Annotated in this window: 22 protein-coding genes and 1 pseudogene; 14 read left to right on the top strand and 9 right to left on the bottom strand. The window is 42.3% G+C overall.

What is annotated here, in order from left to right; genetic code table 11:
- Positions 1-24 precede the first annotated feature (24 nt).
- The 9 genes from L1283_RS23625 to L1283_RS23585 all read right to left on the bottom strand — a co-directional run bounded on the left by L1283_RS23625 (position 25) and on the right by L1283_RS23585 (position 13,225).
- The gene (locus L1283_RS23625) at positions 25-2,166 is read right to left on the bottom strand and encodes a heavy metal translocating P-type ATPase (RefSeq protein ID WP_083296101.1); all 2,142 of its coding nucleotides are present in this window, start codon (positions 2,164-2,166) and stop codon (positions 25-27) included.
- 136 nt (positions 2,167-2,302) lie between these two features.
- Positions 2,303-3,505, bottom strand: a complete 1,203-nt coding sequence (locus L1283_RS23620; RefSeq protein WP_070569821.1) for an efflux RND transporter periplasmic adaptor subunit — start codon at positions 3,503-3,505, stop codon at positions 2,303-2,305.
- A gap of 17 nt (positions 3,506-3,522) precedes the next feature.
- Complete coding sequence (locus L1283_RS23615; protein WP_070569819.1) at positions 3,523-7,908, bottom strand: CusA/CzcA family heavy metal efflux RND transporter; 4,386 nt, start codon at positions 7,906-7,908, stop codon at positions 3,523-3,525.
- A 95-nt stretch (positions 7,909-8,003) separates the two neighbouring features.
- Positions 8,004-8,327, bottom strand: a complete 324-nt coding sequence (locus tag L1283_RS23610; protein ID WP_310889270.1) for a DUF6660 family protein — start codon at positions 8,325-8,327, stop codon at positions 8,004-8,006.
- 342 nt (positions 8,328-8,669) lie between these two features.
- Positions 8,670-9,320 (bottom strand): DDE-type integrase/transposase/recombinase, encoded by a 651-nt coding sequence (locus tag L1283_RS23605; RefSeq protein WP_070569817.1) that lies wholly within the window; start codon positions 9,318-9,320, stop codon positions 8,670-8,672.
- Positions 9,317-9,664 (bottom strand): hypothetical protein, encoded by a 348-nt coding sequence (locus tag L1283_RS23600; RefSeq protein WP_070569815.1) that lies wholly within the window; start codon positions 9,662-9,664, stop codon positions 9,317-9,319. Before L1283_RS23600 ends, L1283_RS23605 begins: the two co-directional genes overlap by 4 nt.
- A complete protein-coding gene (locus L1283_RS23595; protein WP_070569813.1) occupies positions 9,655-9,936 on the bottom strand; it encodes a hypothetical protein in 282 nt (93 codons plus the stop codon). Before L1283_RS23595 ends, L1283_RS23600 begins: the two co-directional genes overlap by 10 nt.
- A gap of 237 nt (positions 9,937-10,173) precedes the next feature.
- Positions 10,174-12,354 carry a TonB-dependent receptor gene (locus L1283_RS23590; protein WP_070569811.1) on the bottom strand — a complete coding sequence of 727 codons (2,181 nt, stop codon included), beginning with the start codon at positions 12,352-12,354 and terminating at the stop codon, positions 10,174-10,176.
- A 454-nt stretch (positions 12,355-12,808) separates the two neighbouring features.
- The gene (locus tag L1283_RS23585) at positions 12,809-13,225 is read right to left on the bottom strand and encodes a MerR family transcriptional regulator (RefSeq protein ID WP_070569809.1); all 417 of its coding nucleotides are present in this window, start codon (positions 13,223-13,225) and stop codon (positions 12,809-12,811) included.
- A gap of 38 nt (positions 13,226-13,263) precedes the next feature.
- Here L1283_RS23585 and L1283_RS23580 point away from each other — a divergent pair.
- The 14 genes and pseudogenes from L1283_RS23580 to L1283_RS23515 all read left to right on the top strand — a co-directional run bounded on the left by L1283_RS23580 (position 13,264) and on the right by L1283_RS23515 (position 21,014).
- Positions 13,264-13,638, top strand: a pseudogene (locus tag L1283_RS23580) (YnfA family protein).
- A gap of 3 nt (positions 13,639-13,641) precedes the next feature.
- The gene (locus L1283_RS23575; protein WP_070569807.1) at positions 13,642-14,040 is read left to right on the top strand and encodes a hypothetical protein; all 399 of its coding nucleotides are present in this window, start codon (positions 13,642-13,644) and stop codon (positions 14,038-14,040) included.
- A gap of 134 nt (positions 14,041-14,174) precedes the next feature.
- Entirely contained in the window at positions 14,175-14,504 is a 330-nt protein-coding gene (locus L1283_RS23570) for an ArsR/SmtB family transcription factor (RefSeq protein ID WP_070569805.1), read from the top strand.
- A gap of 38 nt (positions 14,505-14,542) precedes the next feature.
- Positions 14,543-15,112, top strand: a complete 570-nt coding sequence (locus L1283_RS23565; protein ID WP_070569803.1) for a DUF6428 family protein — start codon at positions 14,543-14,545, stop codon at positions 15,110-15,112.
- Between the two features lie 9 nt (positions 15,113-15,121).
- Positions 15,122-15,607, top strand: coding sequence for a GNAT family N-acetyltransferase (locus L1283_RS23560; protein WP_070569801.1), 486 nt, complete (start codon positions 15,122-15,124; stop codon positions 15,605-15,607).
- Positions 15,607-16,026 carry an arsenate reductase ArsC gene (locus L1283_RS23555; protein WP_070569799.1) on the top strand — a complete coding sequence of 140 codons (420 nt, stop codon included), beginning with the start codon at positions 15,607-15,609 and terminating at the stop codon, positions 16,024-16,026. Before L1283_RS23560 ends, L1283_RS23555 begins: the two co-directional genes overlap by 1 nt.
- A 25-nt stretch (positions 16,027-16,051) precedes the next feature.
- Positions 16,052-17,131: an ACR3 family arsenite efflux transporter gene (gene arsB / locus L1283_RS23550; RefSeq protein WP_070569797.1), complete on the top strand. Its 1,080-nt coding sequence runs from the start codon at positions 16,052-16,054 to the stop codon at positions 17,129-17,131.
- Positions 17,132-17,155: 24 nt separating this feature from the next.
- Positions 17,156-17,620, top strand: a complete 465-nt coding sequence (locus tag L1283_RS23545) for an NAD(P)-binding domain-containing protein (RefSeq protein ID WP_217493570.1) — start codon at positions 17,156-17,158, stop codon at positions 17,618-17,620.
- A 36-nt stretch (positions 17,621-17,656) separates the two neighbouring features.
- A complete protein-coding gene (locus tag L1283_RS23540; RefSeq protein WP_217493569.1) occupies positions 17,657-18,205 on the top strand; it encodes a hypothetical protein in 549 nt (182 codons plus the stop codon).
- Positions 18,202-18,972 carry a metallophosphoesterase family protein gene (locus tag L1283_RS23535; protein ID WP_070569795.1) on the top strand — a complete coding sequence of 257 codons (771 nt, stop codon included), beginning with the start codon at positions 18,202-18,204 and terminating at the stop codon, positions 18,970-18,972. Before L1283_RS23540 ends, L1283_RS23535 begins: the two co-directional genes overlap by 4 nt.
- Position 18,973: 1 nt before the next feature.
- Positions 18,974-19,711 (top strand): metallophosphoesterase family protein, encoded by a 738-nt coding sequence (locus tag L1283_RS23530; RefSeq protein WP_070569793.1) that lies wholly within the window; start codon positions 18,974-18,976, stop codon positions 19,709-19,711.
- A gap of 105 nt (positions 19,712-19,816) precedes the next feature.
- Complete coding sequence (locus L1283_RS23525) at positions 19,817-20,179, top strand: ArsR/SmtB family transcription factor (RefSeq protein WP_070569791.1); 363 nt, start codon at positions 19,817-19,819, stop codon at positions 20,177-20,179.
- Between the two features lie 10 nt (positions 20,180-20,189).
- A complete protein-coding gene (gene merTP / locus L1283_RS23520; protein ID WP_070569789.1) occupies positions 20,190-20,780 on the top strand; it encodes a mercuric transport protein MerTP in 591 nt (196 codons plus the stop codon).
- A gap of 6 nt (positions 20,781-20,786) precedes the next feature.
- Complete coding sequence (locus tag L1283_RS23515; RefSeq protein WP_083296100.1) at positions 20,787-21,014, top strand: GDCCVxC domain-containing (seleno)protein; 228 nt, start codon at positions 20,787-20,789, stop codon at positions 21,012-21,014.
- Positions 21,015-21,380: the final 366 nt, after the last annotated feature.

Below are 21,380 nucleotides of genomic sequence, written 5' to 3'. Positions count from 1 at the left end.
AGTCAGTTAAGCCATAATTACCTTTTACTTTTTTTCCTTTCCTATATCGGGCTGGTTATTGTTGTAGGCCAGGAGCCTGAGTGCATTAAACACCACAAGCAGTGTTGACCCTTCATGGGCCATGACCGCTGGGCCTATTGAGGCGATACCTGCTATGGTAAGCGGTATTAGCACAGCGACAACTCCCAGTGATATCCACAGGTTTTGCTTGATAATACCCCTGGATTTCCTGCTTAGACCGATGGCAAATGGAAGGCTCTCTAGTTTGTCACCCATCAGCGCAATATCCGCCGTTTCAAGAGCCACATCCGAGCCAGCAGCACCCATTGCTATTCCAACGGTACTCTTAGCCATTGCCGGTGCATCGTTCACACCATCACCGACCATAGCAACCATTTTCTCTGACTTTGCAAGTTTCTGTACAGACTGTACTTTGTCCTCAGGCATTAGATTACCCCACACATCGGTCACGCCTATCTGTTTGGCTACTGCTTCGGCGACTTGTTGGTTGTCTCCAGTAAGCATGATCATTTTCTGGATACCAAGCGCAAATAGTTCTTCAAGCACATGCGCAGCCTCCGCTCTAGGAACATCCATAAGTGACAATAGACCGATAAATTCATCACCACGTCTTACAAGCATTGAGGTGTGCCCTTCTTTTTCGAGCTTTTCGACTTGCTGAAGAAGCTTTTGGTTAATTGCCTTATCACCGAATAGCGCCTTGTTACCGATCTGAATTTTCTGGCCGGCAACCTCAGCTTCAACTCCCCGGCCAGTAATGCTCTTTACACTTTTAGCCTCCGGAAAATCCTTGTCTTTAACTTTTTCCAGAATTCCTTTCACAATGGCCTGTGCAAGTGGATGGTCGCTCCGCTTTTCTACTGCACCTACAATACCCATCAATTCAAATTCATCGATGCCGTTAAGCGGAATTATATTGGTCAGCTTGGGTTTCCCTTCAGTTAGTGTACCGGTCTTGTCAAAAGCTATAGCATTGAGCGTACCCAGGTCCTCCAACGGTTTCCCACCCTTAACCAGCACTCCGCCTCGAGCTGCCCTAGCTACGCCGCTCAGCACTGCACTGGGAGTTGAGATCGCAAGAGCGCATGGACTAGCCGCAACAAGTACGGACATCGCCCGATAGAAGCTTTTTGAAAAAGGTTCATCTATGACCAAAAAGGCAAAACACAGCAGGGCCACCAAGATCAGGACAGAGGGTACGAAATATTTTTCAAACCTGTCTGTAAACAATTGAGTCGGAGACTTCTGCTTTTCTGCTTCATTAACCAGTTTAACCAGACGGGAAATAGTTGAATCGCTGGCCTCCCGTATAACTTTCACTTCCAGAACTGAGGCACCATTGATCGTACCGGCAAACACACGGTGTTCTGATTTGATAGTCTTTTCTTGGGAATAATCCTTTTGTGGGTCATCGATTGGCGATTTGTCCACTGGAACACTTTCACCGGTTATGGGTGCCTGATTTACGGCGCCCTCACCTTTTATTACAACACCATCAGCCGGGATTTTCGAATTTGGTTTGATGATGATGATATCACCTAAAACCAGGTCCTCGATTGGGATGATTGATTCTTTTCCTTCTCTAACAACAAGTGCAACCGGTGGGGCAAGGTCAGTCAAGGCTTCTATGGACTTTCTGGCCCTCCCCATTGCATAATGTTCAAGGGCGTGCCCAAGACTGAACAGTGCAAGAAGTAGCGCCCCCTCTGCCCAGGAACCAAGGATCGCAGCACCGATGGCAGCCACTAACATCAAAAAATCTATTTCAAAGCCACCTTTTGAAATAGTTTCAACAGCTTCCTTGGCCGTAAAGAACCCTCCAAAGAAATAGGCTATTATATACAAGCTTAAACTCACCCATTCAGGCACTCCTCCCACGTAGGTCAGCCCGTAGCCTAAGGCCAAAGCAGCGCCGCATATCAAAGAAAATATCATTTCTGTATTCTTGCCAAAAACACCACCATGTTCGTAGTCAGATTCGTCATGTTTTTTCTCTTTTATCGAGACTTGGTTGCCCCCGACCGCTGTTTCTTCCATCGAAGCATTGCTGCTCCTATCATTGGCTTCACCAGTTTTAACTGGGACCTGTTTCTTACCGGTATCCCCGGCTACTTTTTTTTGCTGGCTTTTCTTGTTGTTCTCCATATATGGTTAAGATTTAATGATCTGTAATCAATAGGTAACGTAACCCAGATCGTTCCCCGTTGGGGAAATAAGGTGCCCCAAGACTGGGGCACCCATCGCTCCACCTGGTGTTATGCCTAAATTGGCATAACCTTTTTTATTCCTCTTCGCTATTTTTCATCTTCGATAACAAGTCGTAAGCTCCTTTCAAAACAACCTTTCCGTTATAATCCAATCCTCCAGGCAGCGAAACCTCTACAAGTTCTCCATCGGTAATTCCCACTGTAATTTCTACCATTTGAAAATGGTAAACACTGTTTGTTGTATCACCTTCAGCTTTCACCATTGTTTTACCATTTTCAAGGAAGATGTATTTTTTGCCTTCAAAGTCAACAACTGCAACCTGTGGCAAAGAAAGCACACGACTGCTACCAGTCTCTATTTCTGCCTTGAGGTAGGTACCGGGGATAAAGCTATTTCCTGCACCAGCAACCGCATGCACGGTAACCGTTTTGTCTGCTTTGATCTCCCCACCAACCAATTGAATAATAGCCGAGCGACTTACCGAATCATTGGCCATGGTAAAGTTTACCCTTTGACCCGGCCGGACCTTCTGCGCGTCCTTTTCAAAAACATTGAGTTCCACGTGCAGGTTTGAGCTATTTACAATCTCAAACATCACGTCATTGGGGGCCACAAACTTGCCTGTATTTACATTGACTTTGGTAACGTAGCCGCTGATGGGTGAATAAATATTGATCGAACTGCGGATGTTACCTGGTGTCAGGCTCGAGGCACCAATATTGATCAGTTCAAGCCGCTGCCGTAGCGCATTTTCCCTTGCAAGATTTACCTGGTAGGTGGTCTTTGCCTGCTGAAGGGTCTTCTGGGCATTAACATTTTGTTCCGAAAGCGTTTGCTGACGCTTATATTCAGCTTGCGAAAGTTCGAGTTGGCTCTTACTTTCCAGGTAGTCCTGCTGTAACTGAACGTAGTCCTGATTCTGTAGTACGGCAATAACCTGTCCCTTGGAAACTTTGCTCCCCTGTAACAATGGTGTGGATTTTACAATACCTCCCATCTGTGTTGTAATACTCACCAAGTTCTGAGGAGGCACATCGATAAATCCGTTTACCTTCAGCATGCCACTGAGCGCCCGCATCTCCGGACTGCCGATCGTCACACCTGCAGCATTGTACTGCGATTGGGTAAGTTCTACCCCATTGGTTTCTTCTTTGGCCTCCTTCGGAGGTGTTGCGGCCCCTGCGTCTGTTTTTTCTTTGCCGCCACATGCTGACAGGAGAACAGCAATGACTGATATATAGGATAAGCGGCTGATAACCTTGATTGCTTTTTTCATTTCTTTACTGATAGTTATTATTGACCTGTGAGGTACTGAAGTGTGTAAACTGATTGGTTGAAGTCATTGATGGCACCAAGATATCCCAGACGGATCTCTGAGTAAGTCCTGATCCCTTGCAGATATTCCACATAACCGATCTCCCCGGCCTGGAAGGCTACTTGAGCCTGTTTAAGGATAAGATCTGCATTAGGCAAGGCGCTAGCCTTATAGTAGGAGATACTCTTGGCATTCTTGCTAAGCTCCTGGTAGGCCTGTTCGAAACTTCCAAGCAGGTTGGCCCTTGAAAGGGCCTCCTCGCTCTGCGCAACCTGTTTATCAATCTTTGCGGCCTTGATACGGGAAGCATATGGTTTAAAAAATACAGGTATCGAAATTCCTGCGGTTATCCCCTGGAAACGCGTTCCGCCACTGTAAAAACGGTCCTGGCCATCCACATTCTGCAATCCAATTATAGACTGGTTGAAATAGCCCACATTAAAGTCAGGCCCAGACCGGGCTCGCTCAACCTTGACCTGCCTTTCGGCAACTTCAATCTGTTGTCGTTGGAAGGCCAGCACTGGATTGGTACCTACCGAATTGGTATCACGCTGGGTAATGTTCCATTGTTCTGGTTCTAGTTCCACGAATAGGAAACGGACGCTGTCCCTAGTGTTCATCAATCGCTTAAGTTCTGCTGCATTTGCCAGTATGTCGGCTTGATTCTGTGCAATGCGGTTGCGCACTTCATTGTACTGTGTCTCCGCTGTAGTTTTCTCTAACAAATTGGTCTCTCCCGCATTATACCTTGCAGCGGCCGCCTTGTAAAAATTACTGTAGACACTGTCCTGACTCAGATACAAATCCCTGAGAGCATTGAGGTATACTATACGCCCGTATGTAGATTTTACACGGTAACTGATTTCTTTCTGCACCACTGACAGGCCAAGTTCCGCGCTCTGTATTTGCGCATCATAAAGACTCCTTTGTTTGGCAAAAAGGCCAGGGAAAGGAATACTCTGAGTTACGGAGAAATTGTTGTCGCGCTTAATGCTATTGAACTGTCCATACTGCAAATTGAAATTAGTCTTTCCGATATCCAATGCGCTACCACGTAAGGCCTGTTGTCGGCCTATATTGAGATTCGAGGACCTGATCTGTTGGTTGTTGGACACTGCGACCTGGATCGCCTGCTGCAGACCGATACCCTCATCTGGCTTTGCCTGAGCGAAAACACTGCTACCTGCAATGCTCAGTCCAGTGATGGCAAGTAATGTTACAACAGCTTTGTTCACACCTTTTTTACCTCCTAATTTGATATTTTCAAAATAGGTATACAATACAGGTAAAACGATTAGGGTAAGTATGGTCGAAGTAACAAGCCCGCCAATTACAACCGTAGCTAGCGGTTTCTGAACTTCCGCTCCAGCTGCTGTAGAGAGTGCCATAGGAAGGAAGCCGAGCGACGCCACGGTTGCTGTCATCAGTACAGGACGTAACCTGATCTCTGTACCCATCAGTACGATCTGATCAATCGTGTAACTGCCCTCCTTTTTAAGCCTGTTGAACTCGGTAATCAATACAATGCCATTGAGCACTGCTACACCGAACAGGGCGATGAAGCCTACGCCAGCAGAAATACTAAAGGGCATACCCCTTAATAGTAATGCAAAAATCCCTCCAATAGCAGCCATTGGGATTGCCGAGAAGATTAGCAGGGAATGTTTAAATGAACCAAAAGAAAAATAAAGCAGCAGCAATATCAGAAGCAATGCCACCGGCACGGCAATCGAAAGTCTATCACTGGCCTGTTTCAGGTTTTCAAACTGGCCTCCGTAAGTGATGTAATAGCCTGCAGGCATTTTTATCTGCTGATTGATCTTGCTCTCGATCTCCTCGACCACGCTTTGAATATCTCTTCCACGAACATTAAGGCCAACGATGATACGCCGCTTGGCATCCTCGCGCTGGATCTGGTTTGGACCAATCTTAAAGCTTATATCTGCCAGTTGTTCAAGGGGCACTTGGTTGCCATTGGGCGCCGTGACATACACATTTTTGACATCCTCGATACCCTGTCGATTTTGCTGGGAGAACCTCACAGTTATATCGTAGCGCTGCTCGCCCTCATAAACTTGTCCTGCGGCCTGTCCCGCGAAAGCTGCATTAATAGCTTGATTTACAGTTTTTACACTTAGCCCATACTGGGCAATACGGTCACGATTTAGGTTGACCACGATCTGTGGAAGACCTGTTGCCTGTTCAAGATAAAGATCCTTTGCACCTTGGACAGAAGAGACTATTTTCCCAATTTTCTGCGAAAGCTCGGTTAGAGTCTGTAAGTCATCCCCGAAAATCTTTATCCCTATATCCTGCCTAACACCAGAAATCAGTTCATTGGAACGCAATTGGATAGGTTGAGAGAAACCGAAGGTAACACCTGGTATATCTTCAAGGGCCTTGCTCATTTTTTCTGCAAGCTCCTCGCGGCTATGGGTAGTTGTCCATTCCTTCTTATCTTTTAATATGATAGTAAGATCACAGGCTTCCATAGGCATTGGATCTGTAGGAATTTCGGCTGCACCAACCTTTCCGATCACCTCCTTTACTTCAGGGAATTTGTTTACCAGTATTCTGGAAGCCTGGTCGACCTTGTCCAAAGTCTGTGAAAGTGAACTTCCGGTTAGCAACCTGGTCTCAACAGCGAAATCCCCTTCTTCAAGAGTGGGAATAAACTCGCCGCCCATCCTGGTGAAGATAAAAATGCTTACCACCAAAAGCGCAACCGCGGTGATTGTTACTGTCTTTTTCCACTTCAAGGCACCTTTAATCAAAGGAAGATAGCGCCTGTGGAGAAAGTCCACCATACGGTCTGAAAAATTCTTTTTATGGGTGATCTTCTTGCTTAAAAATACGGCCGACACCATCGGTACATAGGTCATCGAGAGTATGAATGCACCCAGGATGGCAAAAGATACAGTTTGCGCCATTGGGCCAAACATTTTGCCTTCGATCCCTACCAGTGCTAGAATAGGAAGGTACACAATCAGGATAATGATTTCACCAAATGCCGCAGCAGAACGGATCTTTACAGCAGATTCAAAAACCTCTTCATCCATCTCCTGCTGTGTAAGTTTTCCTGCGGACCTCATCCCTAGGTGGTGCATCGTCGCCTCGACGATAATCACTGCTCCGTCTACGATCAAACCAAAATCAATTGCCCCAAGACTCATTAGATTACCAGAGACTCCGAACAGATTCATCATTGCAATGGCAAAAAGCATGGCAAGCGGGATAACTGATGCTACAATAAAACCCGCGCGGAAGTTGCCCAGGAACAACACCAGTACAAAGATCACAATCAACGCACCCTCAATTAAGTTTTTCGCTACTGTGCCAATAGCCCTGTCCACCAGGGCACTTCTATCCAGAAAAGGCTCGATGATCACACCTTCTGGCAGGGTCTTATTGATCCTCGCTATCTTAGCCTTTACCTGCTGAACAACGTTATTTGCATTCGCTCCCTTGAGCATCATCACAATCCCACCAACAGCCTCACCATCGCTGGATTTTGTAGTCCGGGTCAAAGCCCCGTATCGGATCGAGTTACCAATCTGAACAGTCGCGATATCACGTATCAGTAGCGGCACGCCGTTTTCGCTATTCTTGACAACGATTTTATTGATGTCCTCGATATCGCCAACCAGCCCTTCGCTCCTGATAAAGTAGGCATTGGGCTTTTTGTCAATATAGGCACCACCAGTATTTTCATTGTTATCTTCAAGCGCCTTGAATACATCACTAATGCTTAAATTCAAGCTCCTTAGTTTATTAGGATCAAGTGCAATCTCATATTGCTTCAGCAATCCGCCAAAGCTGTTCACCTCTGCGATACCAGGAGTACCAAGAAGCTGTCTTCTTACTATCCAGTCCTGTATACTGCGAAGCTCTCTGGCATCGAATTTCTTTTCAAATCCTGGTTTCGCGTGCACGACATACTGGTAAATCTCTCCCAGGCCTGTTGATATCGGGGATATCTCCGGATTACCAAGTCCCTGGGGGATGTTGTTTTTGGCCTCAGCCAGTTTTTCATTGACCTGTTGCCGGGCCCAGTAAATATCTACATCGTCGTGGAAGACAATTGTTACCACGGAAAGACCAAACCTCGAAATGGAACGCACCTGTTCAATTTCAGGAATAGTGGACATGGTCTGTTCTACTGGGTAGGAAATAAGTCTTTCAACCTCTTGTGTTGCGAGGGAAGGGCTGAGCGTGATGACTTGCACCTGATTATTGGTAATATCGGGAACAGCATCAATCGGAAGTTTCTTAAGGGAATAGACTCCCCATGCAATCAGTCCCAAAGTGAACAGCGCAATAATGAGCTTGTTCTTGATGGAGAACTGAATAATTTTTTGAAGCATTATTCTTATAAATTAAGTTAAAAACAAAAAAAACAATGCAGAAACCGCCATACCAATCTGATTGGTAAGGGAGAATACACATTGAACAATTTGAATTAACCTAATTTAGGAGGTTGCCAGACAGAAAGCGACAAAGAGATGACCTCGCCTGCAACAGCGATATTATATTCGACAGAAACTACAGGTTTGATAAGTTCAAGCTGTAGTAAAAGGGACACTTCGCTCATAACTTTACAGCATGAGCAAGTACAAAAAGGAGAACACAAATCTCCGATCTCCCCCTTGTTAGGATGATGGGCTAGCTGGCCTTGGGAAATGGCGGTAACAGGAATGTTATTACCCATAGCTGATACGTCTCTGCATGGAATGCAGCTCAGTACCAAAACCAGGAAAGCTATAAACAAACTTGTTATCCTCACTCTTTTTTTTTTCAAAAGTAATAAATAATTTTAAAAAACAAATAAAAAACGTCAGCCGATTGTACATTTTACAAAATATACACATAGACGAATCTGATAGCCTGTCGCTAGTATATTGTTTAGAATATCTGATTAACCCTGTACTGGGATACCTGACTGAGGTTGGGACTCCGTATATTAACAAGCACCGTTCATGAGCATTTTATAGGTTACTGTACGCGTTTGCGTACGCTTTATTACAGAAGCTTCTCGTATAAAAATAATTTCATAAATTAAGTTACAACATTGTTCTTCCTATAGCTTTCCTTGGGAAACAATATTGGAAGAAAATTCATTCTGTCTTCAGCTACATAAGTGACAAGATAATTTGCAATTAAACTTTCGATTCTCTTCCATTCGATTAGTTGTAGCCTCGAAGATTTGTTGTTTAAACCGGATTCGATCAGGAATAGCACGATTCAGAACTTCATTGGGAGAATAACCAAATAATTGACCATTGGGCATAGAATTCATGTTGGTTACCTCCTGCTCCAATTCCCTTTTGAGTTTCGTAGTGTTATCGACTGTTTTTGAAAGTAAATATCTTTGTTTGATTAACCTGTTTGCTGCGTCTATCATGCCATTACTTTGAATGATATTAAGCTGCGCTGTTAACTTCTGCCAAAGCATGCCAGGTCTGTTCAAGTAAAGGTCGAGTTCCACCTTATTTTCCACCCCTCCATCCGTTATTAAAAAGCTTTGATTACGAAGAAGACCAAACCTTTTCAGAACTCCTTCGAAAGATTCTCTTGCAACAATACTGCTATACTCTGTTGTTACTTTGCATGCTAAAACGGCCTTCCTAAAATTGTCTTTAATAATATAAACATAGTGCTTAACGCCATTCAAAGTTTTAATGATGGTGATATCCTGATGAAGAATTTTAAAGGGGGCTGTAGCAGCAATAGGATAATATTTTTTCCGTCTTGTATGTTTTCTTTTTGTAATTTTCAAGAGTCGGCAATATTTGTAAAAGCGCCCAGGCTGAAATAGACCTTTTTCAGCCGCAGCAAATAATAGTAGACATTTACCAACGTCCAAATCCTAACTCTTTTTTCAGCACAGCCAAGCTCCTTATCCTGTTGTTCCTTAAGGGACAACTGTGCTACATTTTGTTTACGACAATAACCTTGCAACGAAAATTGACATGACTTTAGCCCGTCCCATGAATGCCATTGCTTGAAAGAGAAGGGTAACAGCTTCCAAACAAATTTCTCCAGTTTATGCTCCAGGCAAAAATGTAAAAGCAGTCCTACATTCTTTTTTACTTTCAAGACATGATAAGACCTTAACGCCATAAATTTAAAAAGCTCCCGGTAAAGAACAACAAGATAAAAAGTGCTCTGACCTTAGTTTTTAGTATTTTATTTTCGGTTTGCAGACGTCGTATGGTCAACTCATCTGAAATATTATCCTCAACCGGAACCGGCATCCAAAAATCTTTTTCAGCTTGCTCCCGCCACCTTTTTCTGATAGAACGAGGAATAGTTTTAACTATATCAAAGGGTAGGTTATCCTTCATATATTCTTCCTTTATTTCTGAATGATATCTCCGGTTATTAGTTTCCATCTCAAAACTTATTGAATAATTTGCAAAAAAATTTCTGAAAAACTAGTCGAAGAAAGCGGATTTTTTACAATCAAGATAAACCCTGTGTGATGGAAAAATTCAAGTACTGTATCGAAAAGTTGTGGTCAGCGTGGTGAGAATAAGTTAATTCGGACAAGTAAAGACAGGGCCTTTACGCGTGGAGATTGGGACCGTGAAAATAAAAGGCTGGTAGTACCAGCCTTTTATTAAGTAAATTTAGAATTTCAATTTTATGCCTCCGTTAATAATAAATCCATCAACTGGTGCATAGATATCACGAAAAGTAGGGTTCGTAATACTTCCTGTATAAATAGAATCAAACTTAGTTTGTCTTGTATCAGTCAGATTTTCCAAATTGACAAAAATGGAAAACTTCTCCCAGATCTTCTCAGTCATCAGACCTGCAGTCCAATAGCTCTTCCCTCTACCCCCATCGTTTAATTGCTGAGGACTGAAATAATAAGCTTCCAAACCAATCTTTAATTTATCCTCAATTTCATACATCAATACATTATTTAACCGATGTTTGGATACCAATGGGTATGTAGTTGTATTTCCTTCCGTATGCTGGTTGACGTCGGCATAAGTATATCCTACAAACAATTTAAAGTCTCCATAGGTAAGTTTCACATTAGTCTCCATGCCTTTTGTGTCTAAATTTCCTCGAGGTTGAACGTACTGCAAATTTCCTCCCGGTAAATCAGTCAGCATAATAGGGTTATTGATGCGTGTGTAAAAGAACATCTGGTTAATACTAAAGCTAACCTCGTCGGAAAACAATGCTGTTTTATAGTTGATATCATAATTGGCTCCATACGATCGTTCCGCTTTCGTATCGTTGACATTGATAGGCATGACATTACGAAATTGGATTCTTTCCGCATCTTCTGTAAAGACCGAAGGTGCTTTATAGCCAAGCCCACCACCAAGCCTGGTTGAAAAATGGCTATTGATTTTCCATAAAGCAGAAATTCTGGGCAAAAAGAAGAAACCATAATCGTTGTGATAGTCGCCCCTTATTCCGGATTCAAGCGTTATCTTTTCAGAGGCATTAAATGTATTTTGAACAAATGCACCTAAAGTATTATAGTTGTAATTCCTTAACGGGAAGGTACTGTTCTTATCTTCGGAAAAATTATCAGTCAAAAAATTTACGCCGGCTACCCATTCGGCCCTCTCTCCGGTTCGGGAATAATTAGCTTCCGAGTAAGTAGAAATCTGTAAACCTGAAAACCGGTAACCGGGCAGGTTTATACTCCGATCGTAATAACTTACACTATTTCTGAAAACAAATTTTTCATTATCATTTAATCTATAATCTAGTTCCGTCTGTGAGCTGTAACGCCCTGTTTGATTCTCTTCAAAATAACTGTGCACAGCATCTCCTTTACCTTTGATATACTCCAGGTTCCCACCTATTCGCTTTTCAGTCATTGTATTCAGTCCCACAGAAAGGGTAGTTTTCTCATTGAAATAAACAAAGAGTTTAGGATTTAGGGTAAACCGGTTAAATTTTGGAATTGCGGTCAAGCCAATATCTGAAGGGTCATAAGCTGTTCCGTGATTGTATGCTGCATATACAGTAAATCCTGTTTTTTTTAATTTTTGAGCGTAAAAACCACTGGCATCAAGCCCCAGAGCAGAAGTACCATTCAATAAAAAATTAAGTTGGCGTTCTTCTGTTGGCTTTTTGGACACCAGATTTACCAAACCGGCAATAGCTCCTCCTCCATATAGGGTCGATGAAGAGCCTTTAATTACTTCTACTTGTTGCAGATCGAGCGGTGCAATTTGCAATAATCCCAAACCGCCGGAAAATCCGGAATAGAGTGGAAAACCATCACGAATAATTTGCGTGTATTTGCCATCCAGACCTTGAATACGGATACTGGAATTTCCACTGGTAGCCGAAGTCTGCTGGGTCTGGATACCGGTACTTTCGGCCAGTAGCATCCTGATATCGCCAGGCTTCATATTTCCCTTTTCATCCAGCTCCTCTCCTGCAATAACTTCTATTCGGGTCGGAATATTCGCAATGGTCCTAGTACTCCTAGTTGCCGATACTTGCACCTCTTCCAACTCGCTTTCTTCCTCAGCAGCCTGCAGCAATATAACAGCCGGTGTATCCAAAGTAAGCGGAAAAACCATGGTATCTGTTCTTGTTTCAAACCCAACATAACTAAACTGGATAATTTGTGTTCCTTGTGGAATACCGCTAATAACTGCCGCCCCGGATTTGTCTGTACTTGTTCCCAGTGCAGTTCCTAAAACTTTAATGGTAGCTCCAGCTAATGTCTCATTTGTGTTTGCGTCTTTCACGACGGCTTTATAAATATATTGGGCATTGGCCAACACTGCAGAAAACAGCATTGCCAACAGCACAGCAATTCTTTTCATTTTTAAAAAGTGATTAAGTTAAAACAATAGATCATTTGCCGATAGTGGCGTTCGTTTTAACTTAGTTTGGGGGGCTGCCAGATTTGTGTCGTAAATACTTGTTGACTGGCCTGAAGATAGGCCGGGAAATGAACTTGGTAATTATTTGGAAAAATGGTTGTGTTCAAAACAAAAATGCTAGACCTTACAAACCCTACGCATGTCCCACAGGAATAAAAAGGGGAGCAATTTTTACAGCAATCGTCTTCATCCCGAGTAGAATGATGGGAAGTATTCTGCTGCTTCAATGTAGAAAGTTCCATTGCTTCATGTTCTCCTCCACAACACGGTACAGCCGAAAGCGTAATCACTATAATAGACAGAAGCAGAGCAATGTATTCCACAAATGCAATATTAGTAATTCTTTCTTTATATCACCTACTAAATTGGCTGAAATCGTTGATAATTTTCACAGCTAACTTTCAAGGAAATTGTCAGTAACCAGAATGGGACAATTCTCTTCCGGTTGCTCCGGATTACAGCAGTCCTTACATTTGTTGACACCACTTACTAATTGATTACGCAGGTTTATCAGATCAAGGATCTTTGCCTCTACCAATGTAACTTTCTGTTCAATGAACTCACTTACGTTATTGCAGGTTGCTTCCTTCTGCTCAATCATTTCCAGTAAATCAGCAATTTCATTTAACGTAAATCCGAAGTTCTTCAATCGTTTTATTGCCAAAAGCCTTGCAAGCACCTCCTCGGAATACTCTTTGTAATTATTACCCCTTCTTTCTTTCCTTGTTACAGCAATAAGCTGCTGCTTCTCATAGAAACGGATAGTATCACGCGAAAGTCCAGATTTAGAAGACAGTTCACCTATTAACATAAAATATTCAGTTTTTACTTGACCATAGACTATACTCCATGGTTTATATTTGTAAATATACTTTTAATCTTAAACATATGGCAGTAGTTAAATCTCTTCTTGTATTCTTTTTAGCCGGCATCTGTGAAATCGGAGGTGGTTACCTGGTTTGGCACTGGCTTAAGGAAGACAAGTCCTTTTGGTATGGCATAATAGGGGCAATTATCCTGGCATTCTATGCGGTAGTGGCAACCTGACAATCCGCGAATTTTGGAAGAGTCTATGCTACCTATGGTGGTATTTTTATTGTCTTATCCTTATTCTGGGCCTGGAAAGTGGACGGATTTAAACCAGATCGTTATGATATTATCGGCGCCCTGATTGCATTGGTTGGGGTATGCATTATATTTTACGCACCACGTCAAATCCAATAAAAAATGAAATACATTTTAATGTTCCCTCTTATTGCAATTTCCATAATCGGATATAGCCAGGTAAAAACTAACTCAAAAAAACAATTTAGCTGTGATGCAAGTTGCACTGATAATTATGGTAAGAAGATTTTAGCCTGTAAGTTAACAAGCCCTGATCTGCAGGAAAGGAAAGCTACGGTCATTTCAAGCCTGAAGAAACAAGTTGTTGAAAAAAAACAGGTAATCAACGGCTATTCCAACAAATTCAAGGGAAGTGACTCCATTTTGGACGAATTGAATGAATTTGTAAAAACAGAAAGACAGTGTTGTGATTTCTTTGATTTTACGATTAAAACGAGTAACACTGATTCTTTTTGCTGGCTGACTATTACAGGGTCCAAAAGGCGCAAAAGAATTTATTGATGCAGAACTCGATTTATGAGAAGATATTGTTCCGCTGGTCCCTTACCGAAATTAATTTCGGTAAGGGACCAGCGTTATTTTTTTAAATTCAATTTTGCAATTCAAAATATTAATCGTAATATTGCAATATCATTATGGGACTTACTAAGACAGAAATATTCACAGAGGAGCAGAACCAGCTCGCCACAATGCTCAAAGCATTGGGCCATCCTGCCCGTATTGCGATCCTTCAATCTATCATCCGTACAAATTCTTGCATCTGCGGTGATCTGGTCGAGGAATTAGGATTGGCACAGCCAACTATTTCCCAGCACCTTAAAGAATTGAAGAATGCGGGTATTATCCAGGGCACTATTGAGGGTGTACGGGTATGCTATTGCATTGAACCGAAAGCCTGGAAATTATTAAAAACAAATCTGGCAGCTTTCTTTGCTTCTTATAACGAGAACGCAAGCTGTTGCTAAAAAATTTATACCAATTAATCGTTAAATTGCAATATGACATGAACAACTCAGAATTTATCAACTGGGAAACGTTTAAAACGCAACTCCAGCAAAATCCGAATCAAATTTTACAATTTGAATATGCAGAAGGCAAATGGGTAGATCCCTCCTACCATATCACAGAAATCAAACAAGCCCCGATCGTATCTGTCGATTGTGGTGGCGTAATGAACTCCTGGACAGAGATCATTGTCCAATTATGGGAACCAAGGGAAACGGAAGAAGGCCGTGCGATGCAGGCAAGTAAAGCTATGTCTATTGTGGACATCGTGGAAAAGAAGTTACCGTTAAATCCCAATGCGATTGTAAAAATTGAATTTGGCAATTCACAGTTCGACACCCGCCAAATGTACCCGGGTAATTTTACCGTATCCGGAGAAGATTTGATCGTTAACCTTACTCCCGACTTTACCCAGTGCAAAGCCATTAACCGAGGCGGAAGCTGTGGCACTACTTCAGAAGGCGAAGAATGCTGTACACCAGCTGCAAAAGCAGAACTAGTAAAGTTAGAAATGGTAAATCTCGCTGCAGAAGGTCCGGCTTGTACACCAGGAAGCGGCTGCTGCTAATCATTCCATATGAAAGTAAGAACCTTGGTCGCCAGTGATTGGCCTGCCGTAAAGGAAATATATGAAAAAGGCATTGCTACCGGCAATGCCACTTTTCAAACCGCTGCTCCTTCATGGGAAGACTGGGACATATCGCATTTAAGCACTTGTCGTTTCGTGCTGGACGAAGTAGAAAATATCCTGGGCTGGGCGGCGCTATCACCGGTATCCTCCCGTTGCGTTTATGCAGGTGTTGCTGAAGTGAGTGTTTATATCAATCCGGTTTTATCCGGGAAAGGTTATGGCTCAATTCTACTTCAGGCACTGATTGCAGAAAGTGAAAAGTATGGATTATGGACGCTACAATCCGGTGTCTTTAGAGAAAACACTGGTAGTTTCAAAATGCATGAGAAAGCCGGATTCCGGCAAGTGGGCTACCGGGAAAAAATCGGTAAGATAAACGGTATCTGGCGGGATACTATTTTATTGGAAAGAAGAAATCAAAACATCAAATAATGGAAAAAATATTGGTACTCTGTACCGGCAACAGTTGCCGCAGCCAGATTGCAGAAGGATTTTTAAGGCATTTCGCAGGTAGCCGTGCCGAGGTTTATAGCGCCGGCATAGAAACTCATGGGGTTAACCCTAAAGCCATCCAGGTTATGGCTGAAGCCGGCATTGATATCTCTGCCCATACCTCCAATAATGTGAATGAGTATGCGGATATAGACTTTGATCATGTAATTACGGTTTGTGATAATGCCAAAGAGAGCTGTCCGTATTTTCCGTCGAAAGCTAAAAAGCTACACTACAATTTTCCCGACCCGGCAAAAGCGACCGGAACGGATGAAGAAGTTATAAATGAATTCAGAAGGGTACGTGATCTCATCAAAACGTACAGCGCAGAATTTGTAAATGAAAATCTCGATAAATAAACATATCCACTAACACACAAAAAATATGTCAGCCAACAACTGCGCCCCAGCACATGAGAGGAAAAAATTGAGTTTCCTTGACCGATACCTTACCCTATGGATTTTCCTGGCTATGGCTATCGGAGTATCTATTGGGTTCCTCTTCCCCTCTTCATCTGATTTTATCAATTCTTTTTCAAGTGGAACTACCAATATTCCACTTGCCATAGGCCTGATCCTGATGATGTACCCACCACTTGCTAAAGTGAAATATGAAAATATGGGCAAAGTCTTTAAGGATACGAAGATCCTGGGTGCTTCCTTGCTCCTGAACTGGAGTATCGGGCCAATTTTGATGTTTATCCTCGCTATAGTATTTCTTCACGGTTATCCTGAGTATATGATCGGCCTTATTCTTATCGGGCTGGCCCGTTGTATTGCAATGGTCGTTGTATGGAATGAGCTGGCAGAGGGAAACAGGGAGTATGCTGCAGGCCTTATCGCTCTCAATAGCATTTTCCAGGTTTTATTGTACAGCGTGTACGCTTATATATTTATCACCGTTCTGCCTCCTGTGTTTGGGATGAAAGGGCTTGATGTTAATATTTCGATCGGTCAGATTGCTGAAAGCGTAGGCATTTATTTAGGGATACCCTTTGCAATGGGAATAATCAGCCGTTATAGCCTGATCAAATTAAAAGGAGAAGAATGGTTCCAGAACAAATTTGTGCCTATGATCTCTCCAATTACCTTAATCGCATTGCTATTTACAATCGTAGTTATGTTCAGCCTGAAAGGTGAGCTGATCGTACAGATTCCTATGGACGTTGTAAGAATTGCGATTCCTTTGGTTATCTATTTTGCCATTATGTTCCTGGTAAGCTTTTTTGTAGGCAAACGTATGGGAGCGGATTATTCTAAAAATGCAGCGATCTCCTTTACAGCTTCCGGTAATAATTTTGAGTTGGCTATTGCCGTGGCTATCGGTGTCTTTGGCATCAATAGTGGACAGGCATTTGCCGGCGTTATCGGTCCATTGGTGGAAGTACCCGCATTAATTGCGCTGGTAAATGTAGCTTTCTGGCTGAGAAAGAAATATTATAAAAGCCAGGTGACCGTTGAATAATTTAAATAGCAAGAATCAAAAACGATGAATGAATATGACGTACTGATCATCGGGGGAGGGCAAAGTGCCCTGGCCTGTGCCTATTTCTTACGACGCACCGCATTAAGTTATCTGATTTTAGATGACCAGCCCAGTAGTGACGGCGCATGGCAGCATGGTTGGGATTCTCTTACACTCTTCTCTCCTGCTGAATATAGCTCCCTGCCAGGCTGGATGATGCCGAAATCCAGTGGTAAATTCCCTTCGCGGCAGGAAGTGATCGAATACCTTCATGCATACGAAGAACGCTATAAAATACAGGTGCAAAGGCCGGTAAAAGTTTGGGCGGTTCACAAGACAGAAACTGGTTTTGAAGTAGAGACTTCGGCAGGGCAGTTCAAAAGCACGGTCGTAATATCTGCTACCGGCTCCTGGCAAAATCCATTTATTCCCCCCTGTACCAGGAATAGAATCATATCAGGGTATTCAAATCCATTCCGCACATTATAGAAATGCAGCGGAATTAGCTAAAAAAAAGTACTTATTGTGGGTAATGGCAACTCTGGAGCCCAGATCCTTGCAGAGGTATCAAAAGTTGCAGACACCACCTGGGCTGTGCAGCAAGAGCCGGAATATTTACCAGATGAAGTGGATGGAAGGGTACTTTTTGAACTCGCATCCGCCAAATACCATGCTTTACAATCCGGCAAGGAATTTGACCCGAAGCAGTACAATCTGGGTAATATTGTGATGGTGCCTTCTGTTCTGGAAGCGCGAGACCTCGGTGTACTGCAATACCGGTCAACATTTACTGCGCTTACACCAACTGGTGTAATATGGCCTGATGGAACAAAGGAAGATTTTGAAGTCATTATCTGGTGCACGGGCTTTCGTTATGCAACCCAGTACCTGGAACCTTTGGGTATTTTGGATGATAAGTTTAGAGCAGAAACAAAATCAATAGCTATAGATGGTTTATACTTTGTAGGCTATGGAAATTGGACCGGATTTGCATCTGCAACACTTATAGGCGTGGGCCGTTCTGCAAGAAGTACAATAAATGAAATAACAGAAAACTTAAAACCAAAAACATGAAAATTGCCCTTTTCTCAGACATCCATGCAAACCTGCCAGCATTGGAAGCCTTTTTTAAAGATGTTGAACCCCGCAATACCGATGCTATCTATTGCCTGGGTGATTTGGTAGGATACAATATCTGGCCTAACGAGGTAATTGACGAGATCCGGAAAAGAGGAATACCTACCATAGCGGGTAATTACGATTTTGGCATAGGTCGCTCTAGTGATGATTGTGGCTGCGCCTACAAGACTGACGAAGAAAAAGCAATGGGTAAGATCTCCATCGCTTACACAAATGAAATTGTAAAGGACCAGCAGCGTGCTTACCTGAGAACCTTGCCGGCCCACATCCGATTGGAGTTCCAGTTGAATAATGACAAGCTAAATGTTTTGCTCGTGCACGGCAGTCCGAGAAAGGTAAATGAATATTTATTTGAAGACCGGGACGAAAAAAGTATGCTGCGTATTATGGAACAAGCAGATGCTGACGTAATGTGTTTCGGCCATACACATAAACCTTACCATAGAGTTCTTCCTACTGAAATTACAGAGGATGTTCATTACAGGCATGCAATCAATATCGGTTCGGTTGGTAAACCCAAAGACGCAGATCCGCGCGGTGGATACGTTTTACTTACGATAAATGAAAACAGCTCTGTAAAAGATAAGGATAGCATCCAGGTTGAATTCATCCGCTTTGATTATGAAATAGAAAAGGCTGCTAAAGCTGTTGAAGACAGCCCGTTGCCCAATGAATACGCTGATATGCTTCGTAACGCTTAATATGAAAATCGCATTCTTTTCCGATATACATGCCAACCTTCCGGCGTTTGAAGCTATGCTTCAGGATATGGACCAGCAAAAGCCTGATTCCGTATATTGCCTGGGTGACCTCATAGGTTATCACATCTGGCCGAATGAAGTAATCGCTGAAATTCGCAGGCGTAATATTGCGACCATTGCCGGTAACCACGACCTAAAAGTTCATGGCCTGGAGACAACAGAGCAGGACCTCAAAGAAGGCGGCAAGAAATATGCTTACCATATTATCAATGACGGTAACAGATCTTATTTAAAAAGCCTGCCGGCACACATTAAATTAGAATACCAGCAAAACAGTGATAAGTTAAACCTGGTATTGGCGCATGGTAGTACACGAAAGGTTGATGAGTATGTATTGGCTGATACAGATGAAGCTTATGTTTTAGACATGATGCTGGAAGCTGACGCCGACTTGTTATTTGTAGGACATTCCCATAAGCCTTATCATAGGGTTATCCAGGCCGCCGATAATAAGTTCAAACATGTCATCAATACCGGTTCTGTAGGCAAACCCAAAGATGGCGACCCAAGAGGTTGTTATGTTCTGGTCACGCTTAGTGAAGAAAGCTCAGCCTTGAACAGCGAAAGCATCCAGATAGAATTCAGGCGCTTTGACTATGATATTGAAAAAGCTGCTATTACCTTGGAACAAAGCTTGTTGCCTTCTTCCCTAGCCGATATGCTTAGGCTGGCTTATTAATGGTGCTAAATATTCATTTCAGGGTTAGCGAAATCTGGAGATCTTAAGTATTTAAGTATTTGCTTAAATGCTTAAGATATTTTAATTTTGTGCAATCGTTAAAATATGAGTACAGCAAACCAATGTATCCGGGAAAAGGCAGACCCGGTTCAAATCAAAGCGTGTAAGGAAAAATTGAAGGATAAGGAAGTTCCATTTTCCCAATTATCCGCAATTCTGTCCTTGGCGGGAAGTGATGTTCGTTTAAAATTGCTTTACTTGCTCGATCGGGAAAAGCAGTTATGTCCCTGTGATCTCAGTGATATACTTGAAATCAGTATTCCGGCGGTTTCTCAGCATTTGCGCAAGCTTAAAGATGGCACCATAGTTGATTTTCGAAAGGAAGGCCAAACTATTTACTACTCGTTAAATAAAGTACATTTAAAGTTGCTCCAACCGTTTTTTAGTATAATAAACAAGGAGTTTTAAACCGGATAACATGAGCAAACCAATAAATAATACAAAACTTTTAGGATCAGGTATAATACTTGCTTTGGCTTCATCACTCTGTTGTATCGGCCCATTGTTGGCACTATTTGGTGCCGCAGGTGGCGCACTCTCCATGTTTAGTTGGATCGAACCCTTAAGGCCGTATTTAATGCTTGTTACAGCATTAGTGTTAGGCTTAGCTTTTTATCGTGTCTATAAACCGGTAAAAAAAGACGATTGTGGTTGCGATACAAAAAAAAGGCCAATGCAATCGAAGGCTTTTCTATGGATAGTGACAGTCATTTCTATTGGACTATTTTCCTTCCCTTATTATGAACCGTATTTTCGGAATCATACGACGGCGGCTTCTTCAGTTAAAAACACGAATCTGGAGCAAGTTATCTTAGTGATTGATGGTATGTCTTGTGCTGCCTGTGAAGGCCACGTTAACGAAGCAGTAAAAAATGAAGAAGGTGTCCAGGAAATTTCAACCTCTTATGATGAAGGACGATCAACTATAAAATTTGACCGCACAAAAACTTCAAGACAACAACTAGCAATGATCATTGAAAATAAAACCGGGTATAAAGTAAAAAAATAACTTCAGATGTCAACTAACAAAATAATACTAGAATCGACCCTTACCTGCCCAGTATGTAATCATCAAAAGGAGGAAATAATGCCGACTGATGCTTGCCAGTATTTTTATGAGTGTGAAGAATGCCACACTCGGCTAAAACCTCTAAACGGAGATTGTTGCGTATTTTGCAGTTATGGTACCGTAAAATGTCCGCCGATTCAGCTTGGCGATAATTGCTGCTCTTCTGAAAAATAAAAGTGAGTTTTAATGTAATTCCATGATTTAATTTTCAGCGTGATGTGGGATTAAGCTATAAAAATAGCGGCCTTTTAATGGTTGTCTTTTTTATACCTTGCCAACTGAATTTGTTTGAATTTTAAATCCTTAAATCGAATAGCCATTATACCACTTTGGAATCTTGAAAAGTTTGAAGTTTACGTGTTCCATATATGTGGTCTCATCAATTATTATTAACTATTAATACTAGGATTTACCGGGATAACGGTAGGAATTAGAATATTTTTCTGTATCTTTCCTCTATAAATTAACTATAATACAGTCCCCTTGCGCATTGGGTTTTGCGATTTTCCTCTTCGAGTTTGGTCAGCCGTAAGGCTGGCA

This window comes from Sphingobacterium sp. HSC-15S19 (assembly GCF_050433745.1).
Lineage (GTDB): Bacteria > Bacteroidota > Bacteroidia > Sphingobacteriales > Sphingobacteriaceae > Sphingobacterium > Sphingobacterium siyangense.
The sequence above is the reverse complement of the archived record's forward strand: the minus strand, read 5'-3'. Positions and strand labels throughout refer to the sequence as shown.